This is a genomic window from Escherichia sp. E1130, from assembly GCF_005781065.1.
GTDB lineage: Bacteria > Pseudomonadota > Gammaproteobacteria > Enterobacterales > Enterobacteriaceae > Escherichia.
In genome coordinates this window covers 20,787-33,340 of the sequence record NZ_VATL01000021.1, presented here as the reverse complement: position 1 = coordinate 33,340, position 12,554 = coordinate 20,787, and the positions used below count along the sequence as shown (strand labels likewise).

Here is a 12,554-nt window from a genome sequence, read left to right as displayed (position 1 = left end):
ATGTTGATGTTATTCCTCACCGTTGCCATGGTGCACATCGTGGCGCTTATGAGCCCCGGTCCCGATTTCTTTTTTGTCTCTCAGACCGCCGTTAGTCGTTCCCGTAAAGAAGCGATGATGGGTGTGCTGGGCATTACCTGCGGCGTAATGGTTTGGGCTGGGATTGCGCTGCTTGGCCTGCATCTGATTATCGAAAAAATGGCCTGGCTGCATACGCTGATTATGGTAGGTGGTGGCCTGTATCTCTGCTGGATGGGTTATCAGATGCTGCGTAGTGCACTGAAAAAAGAGGTTGTTTCTGCACCTGCGCCACAGGTAGAACTGGCGAAAAGCGGGCGTAGTTTCCTGAAAGGTTTACTGACCAATCTCGCCAATCCGAAAGCGATTATCTACTTTGGCTCGGTGTTCTCGCTGTTTGTCGGCGATAACGTCGGCACCACCGAACGCTGGGGCATTTTCGCGCTGATTATTGTCGAAACGCTGGCATGGTTTACCGTCGTTGCCAGCCTGTTTGCCCTGCCGCAAATGCGCCGTGGTTATCAACGTCTGGCGAAGTGGATTGATGGTTTTGCCGGGGCATTATTTGCCGGATTTGGCATTCATTTGATTATTTCGCGTTGATGCCAGACGCGTCATCAGAGTAAGTCGGATAAGGCGTCTACGCCGCATCCGACATTATTTTTTAAGCATGTCTCGCCGATGCCAACAGCGCTCCCACCAGCATAAACAGCGAGCCGAAAATCTTATTCAATGCCTTCATTTGTTTCGGCCCTTTTATCCATAACGCGATCCGTTGGGCGAGGGTGGCGTAACCGATCATCACAATAATATCGACCACAATGGTGGTGACGCCGAGCACGATATACTGCATAACTTGCGGCTGCTGCGGCATGATGAATTGCGGAAATAGCGCTGCCAGAAACACAATACTTTTGGGATTGGTGAGATTCACAAACACGGCCCGTTGGTACAGATGACGCCGTGATTGGGTCGGGGTCAGCGATTTAAGGTCAATTGCACCAGCGGTGCGCCACTGCTGGATCCCCAGCCAAATCAGGTAAGCCGCTCCCGCCCACTTCAACACTTCAAACGCAATCAATGAGCGGGAAAATAGCGTCCCCAATCCCACGCCAACCAGCACGATATGAATCGCCAGCCCGGTTTGCAAACCAGCAATAGACGCCACTGCACCACGATAACCGTGGTTAAGGGAAGTGGTCATGGTATTGATTGCGCCAGAGCCTGGCGACAAGCTTAAAATGATCGATGTCAGCAGGTAGGCAAACCACCATTCTAAAGTCATGATGAACTCCCGGTGTGTCTATTTTTGTGCCACAATACGCTACTGTCGCAGCGTTGTGTCAGGCACGCTTAAAAAAACGATTTTACGTGGTTTAAGAGGCTGATTACCCGATGTTTCAGCAGCAAAAAGACTGGGAAACAAGAGAAAAAGCGTTTGCTGCTTTTACCATGGGACCGCTGACTGATTTCTGGCGTCAGCGTGATGAAGCAGAGTTTACTGGTGTGGATGACATTCCGGTGCGCTTTGTCCGTTTTCGCGCGCAGCACCATGACCGGGTGGTCGTCATCTGTCCAGGGCGCATTGAGAGCTACGTAAAATATGCGGAACTGGCTTATGACCTGTTTCACCTGGGGTTTGACGTATTAATCATCGACCATCGCGGGCAAGGGCGTTCTGGTCGTCTGTTAGCCGATCCACATCTCGGCCATGTTAATCGCTTTGATGATTATGTTGATGATTTGGCGGCGTTCTGGCAACAAGAGGTCCAGCCAGGTCCGTGGCGTAAACGCTATATACTGGCCCACTCGATGGGCGGCGCAATCTCCACTCTGTTCCTGCAACGCCATCCTGGCGTGTGCGATGCCATTGCACTGACCGCGCCAATGTTCGGCATTGTGATTCGCATGCCGTCATTTATGGCGCGGCAGATTCTAAATTGGGCCGAAGCGCACCCACGTTTTCGCGATGGCTATGCGATAGGTACCGGGCGCTGGCGCGCCTTGCCGTTTACCATCAACGTGCTTACCCACAGCAGGCAGCGATATCGGCGCAATCTACGCTTCTATGCTGATGACCCAACGATTCGTGTCGGCGGGCCGACATACCATTGGGTACGTGAAAGTATTCTGGCCGGAGAACAGGTGTTAGCCGGAGCAGGTGATGACGCCACGCCAACGCTTCTCTTGCAGGCTGAAGAAGAGCACGTGGTGGATAACCGCATGCACGACCGTTTTTGTGAACTTCGCGCCGCCGCGGGCCACCCTGTAGAAGGAGGTCGACCGTTGGTAATTAAAGGTGCGTACCACGAGATCCTTTTTGAAAAGGACGCAATGCGCTCAGTCGCGCTCCACGCCATCGTTGATTTTTTCAACAGGCATAACTCACCCAGCGGAAACCGCTCTACAGAGGTTTAAATTTCTTATGTACCAGGTTGTTGCGTCTGATTTAGATGGCACGTTACTTTCTCCCGACCATACGTTATCCCCTTACGCCAAAGAAACTCTGAAGCTGCTCACCGCGCGCGGCATCAACTTTGTGTTTGCGACTGGTCGCCACCACGTTGATGTGGGGCAAATTCGCGATAATCTGGAGATTAAGTCTTACATGATTACCTCCAATGGCGCGCGCGTTCACGATCTGGATGGCAATCTGGTTTTTGCTCATAACCTGGATCGCGACATTGCCAGTGACCTGTTTGGCGTAGTCAACGACAATCCGGACATCATTACTAACGTTTATCGCGACGACGAATGGTTTATGAATCGCCACCGCCCGGAAGAGATGCGCTTTTTTAAAGAAGCGGTATTCAAATATGCGCTATATGAGCCGGGGTTGCTGGAACCAGAAGGTGTCAGCAAAGTGTTCTTCACCAGTGATTCCCATGAAAAACTTCTGCCACTGGAGCAAGCGATTAACGCTCGCTGGGGCGATCGCGTCAATGTCAGTTTCTCTACCTTAACCTGCCTGGAAGTCATGGCTGGCGGCGTTTCAAAAGGCCATGCCCTGGAAGCGGTAGCGAAGAAACTGGGCTACAGCCTGCAAGATTGTATTGCCTTTGGCGATGGAATGAACGATGCCGAAATGCTGTCGATGGCGGGTAAAGGCTGCATTATGGGCAGCGCACATCAACGGCTGAAAGATCTGCATCCAGAGCTGGAAGTGATTGGTACTAACGCCGAAGACGCAGTGCCGCATTATCTGCGTAAGCTCTATTTATCGTAATCGTTCTTTATTTGGTCAGTTGTCAACCTGATACTTCGCTACAATGGATACTCGTTAATCAAAGAGTTTTCCATTGTGGCGCTACTTATCATCACCACGATTCTGTGGGCCTTCTCCTTTAGCTTTTATGGCGAGTACCTTGCGGGCCACGTCGATAGCTATTTTGCGGTGCTGGTGCGCGTTGGCCTGGCGGCACTCGTTTTTCTGCCGTTTCTGCGTACCCGTGGCAATAGCCTGAAAACGGTCGGCCTGTATATGCTGGTGGGCGCGATGCAGCTTGGCGTGATGTATATGCTGAGTTTCCGTGCTTATCTCTACCTGACGGTCTCCGAACTGTTGTTGTTCACCGTGCTGACGCCGCTCTACATCACGCTGATTTATGACATCATGAGCAAGCGCCGCCTGCGCTGGGGCTATGCCTTTAGCGCCTTGCTGGCGGTGATTGGCGCCGGAATTATTCGCTACGATCAGGTCACCGACCATTTCTGGACCGGCCTGCTGCTGGTGCAACTCTCCAATATCACTTTTGCCATCGGCATGGTGGGTTACAAACGCCTGATGGAAACTCGTCCGATGCCGCAGCATAACGCTTTTGCGTGGTTCTATCTCGGCGCGTTCCTGGTGGCGGTGATTGCATGGTTCTTGCTGGGAAATGCGCAGAAAATGCCGCAAACCACGCTGCAATGGGGCATTCTGATGTTTCTTGGCGTGGTGGCTTCCGGGATTGGCTACTTTATGTGGAACTACGGCGCGACGCAGGTGGACGCCGGAACGCTGGGCATTATGAATAATATGCACGTTCCGGCAGGGCTGCTGGTAAACCTGGCTATCTGGCACCAACAGCCGCACTGGCCAACGTTTATTACAGGCGCGCTGGTGATCCTGGCCTCACTGTGGGTGCATCGTAAGTGGGTCGCTCCGCGCTCTTCACAAACGGCAGATGATCGCAGGCGTGATTGCGCGCTGAACGAATAAACGCTTCTGTAATCGGCTGACGCTGCTCGCCATCGCGCACGGCGGCGTACAGTCGGCTCCACAAGCCTTCGCCCAGGGTTTTGGTGACCACCAGACCCTGGCGTTCAAAACTCTCCACTACCCAATGCGGTAGTGCGGCAATACCCATCCGTGCGGCAACCATCTGAATCAACAATAAGGTGTTATCGACGCTTTTCAGTGACGGGCTGACGCCTGCTGGCTGAAGAAAATGCCGCCAGACATCCAGTCGGCTACGCTGCACCGGATAAATCAACAGCGTTTCGCTGGCGAGATCTTCCGGTGTAATACGCGTTTTTGCCGCCAGTGGATGGTCAGGTGCTAACACCAGACGCACTTCATAGTCGAACATCGGCGAATAATGCAGACCACTGCGCGGCAGAATATCGGACGTCATCACCAGATCCAGCTCGCCCTGTTGCAACGCAGGCTGCGGATCAAACGTTACGCCCGATTTAAAATCCATCTCCACCTGCGGCCAATTCTTATGGAAATTTTCTAATGCGGGCGTCAGCCACTGAATACAGCTATGGCACTCTATGGCAATGCGCAGGCGCGTCTGCTGCGGTTCATTGCAGGCTTGCAGTGCCTGGCTAATTTGCGGCAGCACCTGATTTGCCAGTTGTAGCAGGATTTCTCCTTGCGGTGTAAAGCGAAGCGGCTGGCTTTTACGCACAAATAGCCGGAAGCCGAGGCGTTGTTCCAGATCGCTAAACTGGTGAGACAGGGCGGATTGCGTCTGATGCAACGTCGCCGCAGCGGCTGCGAGCGAGCCGCAGTTCCGCAACGCTTGTAGCGTTTTCAGGTGTTTTACTTCGATCATGAAAGTCCTTCACTTCGGCATGAATAATTTGCGCTTGAGGAATATACAGTAACTGGCAAATATGGATGTGTAAACATCTGGACGTCTAAATACTAAAAATTCCACAAGGGGCATATAATGACAATTCTTAATCACACCCTCGGTTTTCCTCGCGTTGGCCTGCGTCGCGAGCTGAAAAAAGCGCAAGAAAGTTATTGGGCGGGGAACTCCACGCGTGAAGAACTGCTGGCAGTAGGGCGTGAATTGCGTGCTCGTCACTGGGATCAACAAAAGCAAGCGGGTATCGACCTGCTGCCGGTGGGCGATTTTGCCTGGTACGATCATGTTCTGACCACCAGCCTGCTGCTGGGTAATGTTCCAGCGCGTCACCAGAACAAAGATGGTTCGGTAGATATCGACACCCTGTTCCGTATTGGTCGTGGACGTGCGCCGACTGGCGAGCCTGCGGCAGCGGCGGAAATGACCAAATGGTTTAACACCAACTATCACTACATGGTGCCGGAGTTCGTTAAAGGCCAACAGTTCAAACTGACCTGGACGCAGCTGCTGGAGGAAGTGGACGAGGCGCTGGCGCTGGGCCACAAGGTGAAACCTGTGCTGCTGGGGCCGATTACCTACCTGTGGCTGGGTAAAGTGAAAGGTGAGCAATTTGACCGCCTGAGCCTGCTGAACGACATTCTGCCGGTTTATCAGCAAGTGCTGGCAGAACTGGCAAAACGCGGCATTGAGTGGGTACAGATCGACGAACCCGCGCTGGTACTGGAACTGCCGCAGGCGTGGCTGGACGCATACAAACCCGCTTACGACGCGCTCCAGGGGCAGGTGAAACTGCTGCTGACTACCTATTTTGAAGGCGTCACACCAAACCTCAACACGATTACTGCGCTGCCTGTTCAGGGGCTGCATGTTGACCTCGTGCATGGCAAAGATGACGTTGTTGAACTGCACAAGCGTTTGCCTTCTGACTGGCTGCTGTCTGCTGGTCTGATCAATGGTCGTAACGTCTGGCGCGCCGATCTTACCGAGAAATATGCGCAAATTAAGGACATTGTCGGCAAACGTGATTTGTGGGTGGCATCTTCCTGCTCACTGCTGCACAGCCCCATCGACCTGAGCGTGGAAACGCGTCTTGATGCAGAAGTGAAAAGCTGGTTTGCCTTCGCCCTGCAAAAATGCCATGAACTGGCGCTGCTGCGCGATGCGCTGAACAGTAGTGACACGGCAGCTCTGGCAGAGTGGAGCGCCCCGATTCAGGCGCGCCGCCAATCTACCCGTGTACATAATCCGGCGGTAGAAAAACGTCTGGCGGCGATCACCGCCCAGGACAGTCAGCGTGCTAATGTCTATGAAGTGCGTGCCGAAGCCCAGCGTGCGCGTTTTAAACTGCCCGCGTGGCCGACCACCACGATTGGTTCCTTCCCGCAAACCACGGAAATTCGTACTTTGCGTCTGGATTTCAAAAAGGGCAATCTTGACGCCAATAACTACCGCACGGGCATTGCGGAACATATCAAGCAGGCCATTGTTGAGCAGGAACGTTTGGGACTGGATGTGCTGGTACATGGCGAGGCTGAGCGTAACGACATGGTGGAATACTTTGGTGAGCATCTCGACGGTTTTGTCTTTACGCAAAACGGTTGGGTACAGAGCTACGGTTCCCGCTGCGTGAAGCCACCGATTGTTATTGGTGACGTTAGCCGCCCGGCACCGATTACCGTGGAGTGGGCATCGTTCGCGCAATCGCTGACTGATAAACCGGTGAAAGGGATGCTGACTGGCCCGGTGACGATTCTCTGCTGGTCGTTCCCGCGTGAAGATGTCAGCCGTGAAACCATCGCCAAACAAATTGCGCTGGCGCTGCGTGATGAAGTGGCGGACCTGGAAGCCGCTGGAATTGGCATCATCCAGATTGATGAACCGGCACTGCGCGAAGGTTTACCGCTGCGTCGTAGCGACTGGGACGCCTATCTCCAGTGGGGCGTAGAGGCCTTCCGTATCAATGCCGCCGTAGCGAAAGATGAAACGCAAATCCACACTCACATGTGTTATTGCGAGTTCAACGACATCATGGATTCGATTGCGGCACTGGATGCAGACGTCATCACCATCGAAACCTCGCGTTCCGACATGGAGTTGCTGGAGTCATTTGAAGAGTTTGATTATCCGAATGAAATTGGCCCAGGCGTCTATGACATTCACTCGCCAAACGTACCGAGTGTGGAATGGATTGAAGCCTTGCTGAAGAAAGCGGCAAAACGCATTCCGGCAGAGCGTCTGTGGGTCAACCCGGACTGCGGCCTGAAAACGCGTGGCTGGCCAGAAACCCGCGCAGCGCTGGCGAACATGGTGCAGGCGGCGCAGAATTTGCGTCGGGGGTAAATCCAAACCGGGTGGTAATACCACCCGGTCTTTTCTCATTACAGCGACTTCTTGCCACCATACTGCCTGAACCATTCCAGCATTCGCTGCCAGCCGTCTTTCGCTGACTCGGCATGATAGCTCGGACGATAATCGGCGTTGAATGCATGTCCTGCATCCGGGTAAACGATAATCTCTGCTTTCGCGTTTGCTGCCCGCAGCGCCTGGCGCATCGTTTCCACGCTCTCCTGCGGAATGCTGTTATCCTGGCCGCCATATAAGCCGAGAACCGGAGCGTTAAGATCGGTTGCGATATCAACAGGTTGTTTCGGTGAATTCAGTGACTTATCGCCCGTCAGTTTGCCGTACCACGCCACTGCGGCTTTTAACTGTGGATTATGCGCGGCATACAGCCAGGTGATGCGTCCGCCCCAGCAAAATCCGGTGATCATTAAACGATGGACATCGCCGCCGTTGCGTGACGCCCAACTGGCAACATGATCGAGATCGGCCAATACCTGTGAGTCAGGTACTTTTGCCACCAGACCACTTAGCAGCGTTGGGATATCGGCGAAATCATTCGGATCGCCTTCGCGGAAATAGAGTTCTGGTGCGATAGCCAGATACCCCTCCAGCGCCAGACGGCGACAAATATCGCGGATATGTTCATGCACGCCAAAAATTTCTTGCACTACAATGACCACTGGCAGTGGGCCATCGCTCTGCTTTGGGCGAGCATGGTAAGCAGGCATGTTATCCCCTTGTGAAGGGATAGAGGTGAACCCTGCCACAATCGCATCTTCCGGGGTCTGAACGATGGTCGAGGCGAGGGGCGATGCAGCAGGTGCAAATCCAGATTGTTGTGTTGTTGCCATGGTATTCTCCGTACCCTTATAAAAATTTTGCGCAATGTTAACTATAGTCAGCATGCAACAAATCACATTGCCTGAATCGGCTCATCTTTTATGCAGCAACACACGGTAAAGAGTTATTTATGTGATTTAAATCACTTTTATCAGGTAAATGCATGCAACACATTTGCGTCATGGTGATGGGTGTCACGAAAAAATGTTAAATCCTTCGGTAAAGTGTCTTTTTGCTTCTTCTGACTAAACCGATTCACAGAGGAGTTGTATATGTCCAAGTCTGATGTTTTTCATCTCGGCCTCACTAAAAACGATTTACAAGGGGCTACGCTTGCCATCGTCCCTGGCGACCCGGATCGTGTGGAAAAGATCGCCGCGCTGATGGATAAGCCGGTTAAGCTGGCATCTCACCGCGAATTCACCACCTGGCGCGCAGAGCTGGATGGTAAACCTGTTATTGTCTGCTCTACCGGTATCGGCGGTCCGTCTACTTCTATTGCTGTTGAAGAGCTGGCACAGCTGGGCATTCGCACTTTCCTGCGTATCGGTACGACGGGGGCTATTCAGCCGCATATTAATGTTGGTGATGTCCTGGTTACCACGGCGTCTGTTCGTCTGGATGGCGCGAGCCTGCACTTCGCTCCGCTGGAGTTCCCGGCTGTCGCTGATTTCGAATGTACGACTGCACTGGTAGAAGCCGCGAAATCAATTGGTGCCACCACTCACGTAGGCGTGACGGCTTCTTCTGACACCTTCTACCCGGGCCAGGAGCGTTACGATACTTACTCTGGTCGCGTAGTCCGTCACTTTAAAGGTTCTATGGAAGAGTGGCAGGCGATGGGCGTGATGAACTATGAAATGGAATCTGCAACTCTGCTGACCATGTGTGCAAGCCAGGGCCTGCGCGCCGGTATGGTGGCGGGCGTTATCGTTAACCGTACCCAGCAAGAGATCCCGAACGCCGAGACGATGAAACAAACTGAAAGCCATGCGGTGAAAATCGTAGTGGAAGCGGCGCGTCGTCTGCTGAAATAAAAAAATGCTCCCTGGCTTAGGGGAGCATTCTGATTGTTGTTAACGTGTGCTTTGTTCATGCCGGATGCGGCGTGAACGCCTTATCCGGGCCTACAAAAGCATGCAAATTCAATATATTGCATTTCTGTGGTAGGCCTGATAAGCGCAGCGCATCAGGCAATTTAGCGTTTGTCATCAGTCTCATACTCCCCAACTTCGGAGAGCGATATCTGTTACTGACGCCGTAAGCGCATAATTTTGCGGATTATTGGTGTCAGTAGCGTAAAGGCTGCCAGAGTCAGCAATGCCAGGGTGATCGGTCGGGTATACAGAAAGTCGAGTGAACCACCCGAAAGCGACAGCGCCCGGCGAAAATTACTTTCTGCCATTGGCCCCATAATCAATGCCAGGACCACTGGCGACGCCGGATATCCCCCTTTCTGCATGAAATAGCCCACTACGCCCGCAATCAGCATAATGCCGACATCAAACAGGCTATTGTTCAGCGCATAAGTCCCAACAACACAAAGCGCGAGGATCATCGGCGTGAGAATATTGCCGGGGATTTTCACCACGTTGCCGATGACTTTCAAAGAGAGCAGCCCAAGCACTAGCAGCATGAAGTAACAGAAGATCATGCCGACAAACAGCGTATAAACCATATCGCCGTGGTCGGTAAACATCAGTGGGCCTGGCTGCATCCCTTGTAACGTTAACGCGCCCAGCATGATGGCGGTTACCGCATCGCCAGGGATCCCCAGCGTCAGCATAGGTAACAACGCGCCACCGGTGCAGCCATTCGCGCCTGCCTCACTGGACGCCACAGCTTTAATTTCACCCTTACCAAAGTTTTCTGGTGTCTTACTGAAACGACGAGTTTCGTTATAGGCAACAAAAGCTGCAATATCCGCCCCCGCACCGGGGATCATGCCGATAAAAACCCCTAATCCTGATGAGCGCAAAATGGTTAATGCGATGCGACGTAGCGTTTGCCAGGGCAGTAACAGACTGCCGATAGCCACCTTCGCCCCCTGACGAATTTGCTGGTTTTGCTCCATAGAGCGGAATGCCTCTGAAGCAGCAAATAAACCAATCATCACCGGGATAAATGGCACATTCATCAGCTCCACAAATCCACCTGTAAACCGTGGAAAACCGCCCATTGGATCAAGGCCTATCGTTGCGATCAGCAATCCGCCAACTCCGGCAATCAGTCCTTTAATCAACGACTCGCCAGAAATACTGGCAATAATACTCAGCCCGAAGGTTGCCAGGGCGAAGGACTCTGAAGCACTAAACTTCAACGCCCAACTGGCAAGTACCGGAGAGAGAAACATCAGCACAATAATGCTGATTGTTCCGCCGCTAAAGGAAGAGAACGTGGCGGCACTCAACGCCAGCCCGGCTTTTCCCTGCTTCGTCAGCTCATAACCGTCAATTGCGGTGGCTGCGGCTGCGGGTGTGCCTGGAATTTTGAGCAAAATTGCGGTGATAGAACCGCCATAGACGCCGCCAAAAAAGACGCCGCAAATCATCAACAAGCCAGAAACAGGCTCCATGCCGTAGGTGAAAGGCAGTAAAATCGCCACCCCCATGGTCGCTGTTAAACCGGGCAGGGCGCCAATCACAATACCCAGCATCACCCCAAACGTGGCAAACAGCAGCGCCTGAGGATTACTGAGTAATGTCGAAAAACCCTGAGTTAAAAGTTCACTTTCAAACATTGCTGGCCCCTGTTATTCGAAAAATGTGCCGACAGGCAATGGCACCTGTAACGCTTCGACGAACAGCAACCAGAGGATTGCCGTTAACAAGAGCGCAATACCCGGTGTGAGTACCCATCGCCTGTAGCCCATCAACGTCATAATGACGATGAGGAAAACAGGAGTAGTAATGAGATAACCGCAGTAGCTCATCGCCACAATATAAAACGCGGTTGCCGCAATTCCCGTTGCCGTTTTCCTGAATGCCGGTTTTTCCTGTGCGTTGGCGCAAGATTCTGGTTTTGCCAGCAAAAGATCGCGTATCACCAGCAAGACAGCGAGCACAATCAGGGCGCAGGCATAGAAGGTAGGGAAGGCACTTGCACCGGGATCCGTTTCAATGGCAGTTGCTGGAAAATCAGCGGCATTAATCATCACTGTGCCAGCAACTACGCAAAGTAACAGCGCCACCACCACGGTGGATGAAAGGCGCTTGCGGTGCGGTACGGCGAGTTGAGCAACAGACTGTTTTGTGTTCATCGACCGTACCTCGGGATTATTTTTTCAGGCCCAGGCGAGTTAGCAGCTCGTCAAAATACTGTTCCTGCTCGCTGATTTGGGTCTGGAAGCTGGCGCCATCAAGCCATGCATAGTTGAGATTCAACTTTTGCAGAGCATCCTGAAATACAGGCTCTTCAGCCGTCTCTTTTGCTGCCTTCGCCAGAACATCCACCACATCCTGCGGCGTTTTTTGCAACACAATCAGACCGCGCCAGGTGCCGATGGAGAGATCAACGCTTTTCTCTTTTAACGTCGGTACGTCAGGCATGGCTTTCACACGTTCATCCGCCATCACCACCAGTGTCTTCAGCTTGCCGCCTTTCACATGGTTGATAACTTCACCTGGGCTTACAGAAACCGCTTCAATGTGCCCGCCTAACAGACCTGTAATGGCAGGGGCTGCGCCGTCATACGGGACATGGGAAAACTTTGCGCCCGTCTTATCTTCCAGTGCAGCCGCCGCCAGATGCCAGATAGCCCCGGTGCCTGAGTTACCAATGCGTACTTTTCCGGGATTCGCTTTGGCGTAAATCATAAATTCTTCATAGCTATTCCACGGCGCATCGGCACGGACGGTGATAGCCGCCGGATCCGCATTCAGACGGGCGATGGGTTTGAAGTCGCTGGTTTTAAAACGCACCATTCCGAGGCCGGGAAGGGTGGTCAGTTCAACCGTGCCTAAACCGATTTTGTAACCGTTAGGGCGGGCAGCGGCGATTTCGCTCAGGCCAATAGCGCCGCCACCGCCTGGTTTATTGATAACCCCGATGCTGACGGGTAAATGGTTTTTGGCGGCATCAGCAAAGGCTCGGGCAACCAGATCCGTACCGCCTCCGGCAGCGTAGGGTACGACTAACTCGATCTGTTTGGTTGGGTAGGAAGCCGCCTGTACGGGTGCAGTGCTGAGGGCAGCGCCTGCAAGAAGTACCATCGCAGCCATTTTTTTCGGTAAGGTAAGATGTTTTATCATTGGTTTTATATCCTTATTTATC

At 52.9% G+C, this 12,554-nt stretch carries 12 protein-coding genes; 6 read left to right on the top strand and 6 right to left on the bottom strand.

What is annotated here, in order from left to right; translation table 11 throughout:
* The gene (gene rhtC / locus FEK66_RS19425) at positions 1-621 is read left to right on the top strand and encodes a threonine export protein RhtC (protein WP_000928845.1); all 621 of its coding nucleotides are present in this window, start codon (positions 1-3) and stop codon (positions 619-621) included.
* 61 nt (positions 622-682) lie between these two features.
* Here the strand turns inward: rhtC and rhtB are convergent, their stop codons facing one another.
* Positions 683-1,303, bottom strand: a complete 621-nt coding sequence (rhtB, locus tag FEK66_RS19420; RefSeq protein ID WP_131162268.1) for a homoserine/homoserine lactone efflux protein — start codon at positions 1,301-1,303, stop codon at positions 683-685.
* 110 nt (positions 1,304-1,413) lie between these two features.
* Here rhtB and pldB point away from each other — a divergent pair, with 110 nt between their 5' ends.
* The 3 genes from pldB to bioP all read left to right on the top strand — a co-directional run bounded on the left by pldB (position 1,414) and on the right by bioP (position 4,219).
* The gene (pldB, locus tag FEK66_RS19415) at positions 1,414-2,436 is read left to right on the top strand and encodes a lysophospholipase L2 (protein ID WP_135495444.1); all 1,023 of its coding nucleotides are present in this window, start codon (positions 1,414-1,416) and stop codon (positions 2,434-2,436) included.
* A 7-nt stretch (positions 2,437-2,443) separates the two neighbouring features.
* Positions 2,444-3,244: a sugar/pyridoxal phosphate phosphatase YigL gene (gene yigL / locus FEK66_RS19410; RefSeq protein WP_130209446.1), complete on the top strand. Its 801-nt coding sequence runs from the start codon at positions 2,444-2,446 to the stop codon at positions 3,242-3,244.
* A gap of 75 nt (positions 3,245-3,319) precedes the next feature.
* Complete coding sequence (gene bioP, locus FEK66_RS19405) at positions 3,320-4,219, top strand: biotin transporter (RefSeq protein ID WP_135495445.1); 900 nt, start codon at positions 3,320-3,322, stop codon at positions 4,217-4,219.
* Here bioP and metR read toward each other — a convergent pair.
* Positions 4,107-5,060 carry an HTH-type transcriptional regulator MetR gene (gene metR, locus FEK66_RS19400; protein WP_000573618.1) on the bottom strand — a complete coding sequence of 318 codons (954 nt, stop codon included), beginning with the start codon at positions 5,058-5,060 and terminating at the stop codon, positions 4,107-4,109. The two genes, bioP and metR, sit on opposite strands and share 113 nt — an antisense overlap.
* Before the next feature lie 117 nt (positions 5,061-5,177).
* Between metR and metE the strand changes: the two genes are divergently transcribed.
* On the top strand, positions 5,178-7,439 hold the full coding sequence (metE, locus tag FEK66_RS19395; RefSeq protein WP_135495446.1) for a 5-methyltetrahydropteroyltriglutamate--homocysteine S-methyltransferase: 2,262 nt from the start codon (positions 5,178-5,180) through the stop codon (positions 7,437-7,439).
* Positions 7,440-7,477: 38 nt separating this feature from the next.
* Here the strand turns inward: metE and FEK66_RS19390 are convergent, their stop codons facing one another.
* Positions 7,478-8,293 carry a dienelactone hydrolase family protein gene (locus FEK66_RS19390; protein ID WP_130209450.1) on the bottom strand — a complete coding sequence of 272 codons (816 nt, stop codon included), beginning with the start codon at positions 8,291-8,293 and terminating at the stop codon, positions 7,478-7,480.
* 261 nt (positions 8,294-8,554) lie between these two features.
* Here FEK66_RS19390 and udp point away from each other — a divergent pair, with 261 nt between their 5' ends.
* A complete protein-coding gene (udp, locus tag FEK66_RS19385) occupies positions 8,555-9,319 on the top strand; it encodes a uridine phosphorylase (protein ID WP_000045178.1) in 765 nt (254 codons plus the stop codon).
* 212 nt (positions 9,320-9,531) lie between these two features.
* Here the strand turns inward: udp and FEK66_RS19380 are convergent, their stop codons facing one another.
* From FEK66_RS19380 to FEK66_RS19370, 3 genes are read right to left on the bottom strand one after another with little or no spacing between them, the layout of a single operon-like run.
* The gene (locus FEK66_RS19380) at positions 9,532-11,022 is read right to left on the bottom strand and encodes a tripartite tricarboxylate transporter permease (RefSeq protein ID WP_130209454.1); all 1,491 of its coding nucleotides are present in this window, start codon (positions 11,020-11,022) and stop codon (positions 9,532-9,534) included.
* A 12-nt stretch (positions 11,023-11,034) separates the two neighbouring features.
* Complete coding sequence (locus tag FEK66_RS19375) at positions 11,035-11,541, bottom strand: tripartite tricarboxylate transporter TctB family protein (protein ID WP_130209456.1); 507 nt, start codon at positions 11,539-11,541, stop codon at positions 11,035-11,037.
* A gap of 16 nt (positions 11,542-11,557) precedes the next feature.
* Positions 11,558-12,532, bottom strand: coding sequence for a tripartite tricarboxylate transporter substrate binding protein (locus tag FEK66_RS19370; RefSeq protein WP_138211525.1), 975 nt, complete (start codon positions 12,530-12,532; stop codon positions 11,558-11,560).
* Between the last annotated feature and the right edge of the window lie 22 nt (positions 12,533-12,554).

Bases quoted from the DNA above. Each gene is read 5' to 3' on its own strand.
- rhtC (WP_000928845.1), top strand. From the start codon at position 1: ATGTTGATGTTATTCCTCACCGTTGCCATGGTGCACATCGTGGCGCTT.
- rhtB (WP_131162268.1), bottom strand. From the start codon at position 1,303: ATGACTTTAGAATGGTGGTTTGCCTACCTGCTGACATCGATCATTTTA.
- pldB (WP_135495444.1), top strand. From the start codon at position 1,414: ATGTTTCAGCAGCAAAAAGACTGGGAAACAAGAGAAAAAGCGTTTGCT.
- yigL (WP_130209446.1), top strand. From the start codon at position 2,444: ATGTACCAGGTTGTTGCGTCTGATTTAGATGGCACGTTACTTTCTCCC.
- metR (WP_000573618.1), bottom strand. From the start codon at position 5,060: ATGATCGAAGTAAAACACCTGAAAACGCTACAAGCGTTGCGGAACTGC.
- metE (WP_135495446.1), top strand. From the start codon at position 5,178: ATGACAATTCTTAATCACACCCTCGGTTTTCCTCGCGTTGGCCTGCGT.
- FEK66_RS19390 (WP_130209450.1), bottom strand. From the start codon at position 8,293: ATGGCAACAACACAACAATCTGGATTTGCACCTGCTGCATCGCCCCTC.
- udp (WP_000045178.1), top strand. From the start codon at position 8,555: ATGTCCAAGTCTGATGTTTTTCATCTCGGCCTCACTAAAAACGATTTA.
- FEK66_RS19380 (WP_130209454.1), bottom strand. From the start codon at position 11,022: ATGTTTGAAAGTGAACTTTTAACTCAGGGTTTTTCGACATTACTCAGT.
- FEK66_RS19375 (WP_130209456.1), bottom strand. From the start codon at position 11,541: ATGAACACAAAACAGTCTGTTGCTCAACTCGCCGTACCGCACCGCAAG.
- FEK66_RS19370 (WP_138211525.1), bottom strand. From the start codon at position 12,532: ATGATAAAACATCTTACCTTACCGAAAAAAATGGCTGCGATGGTACTT.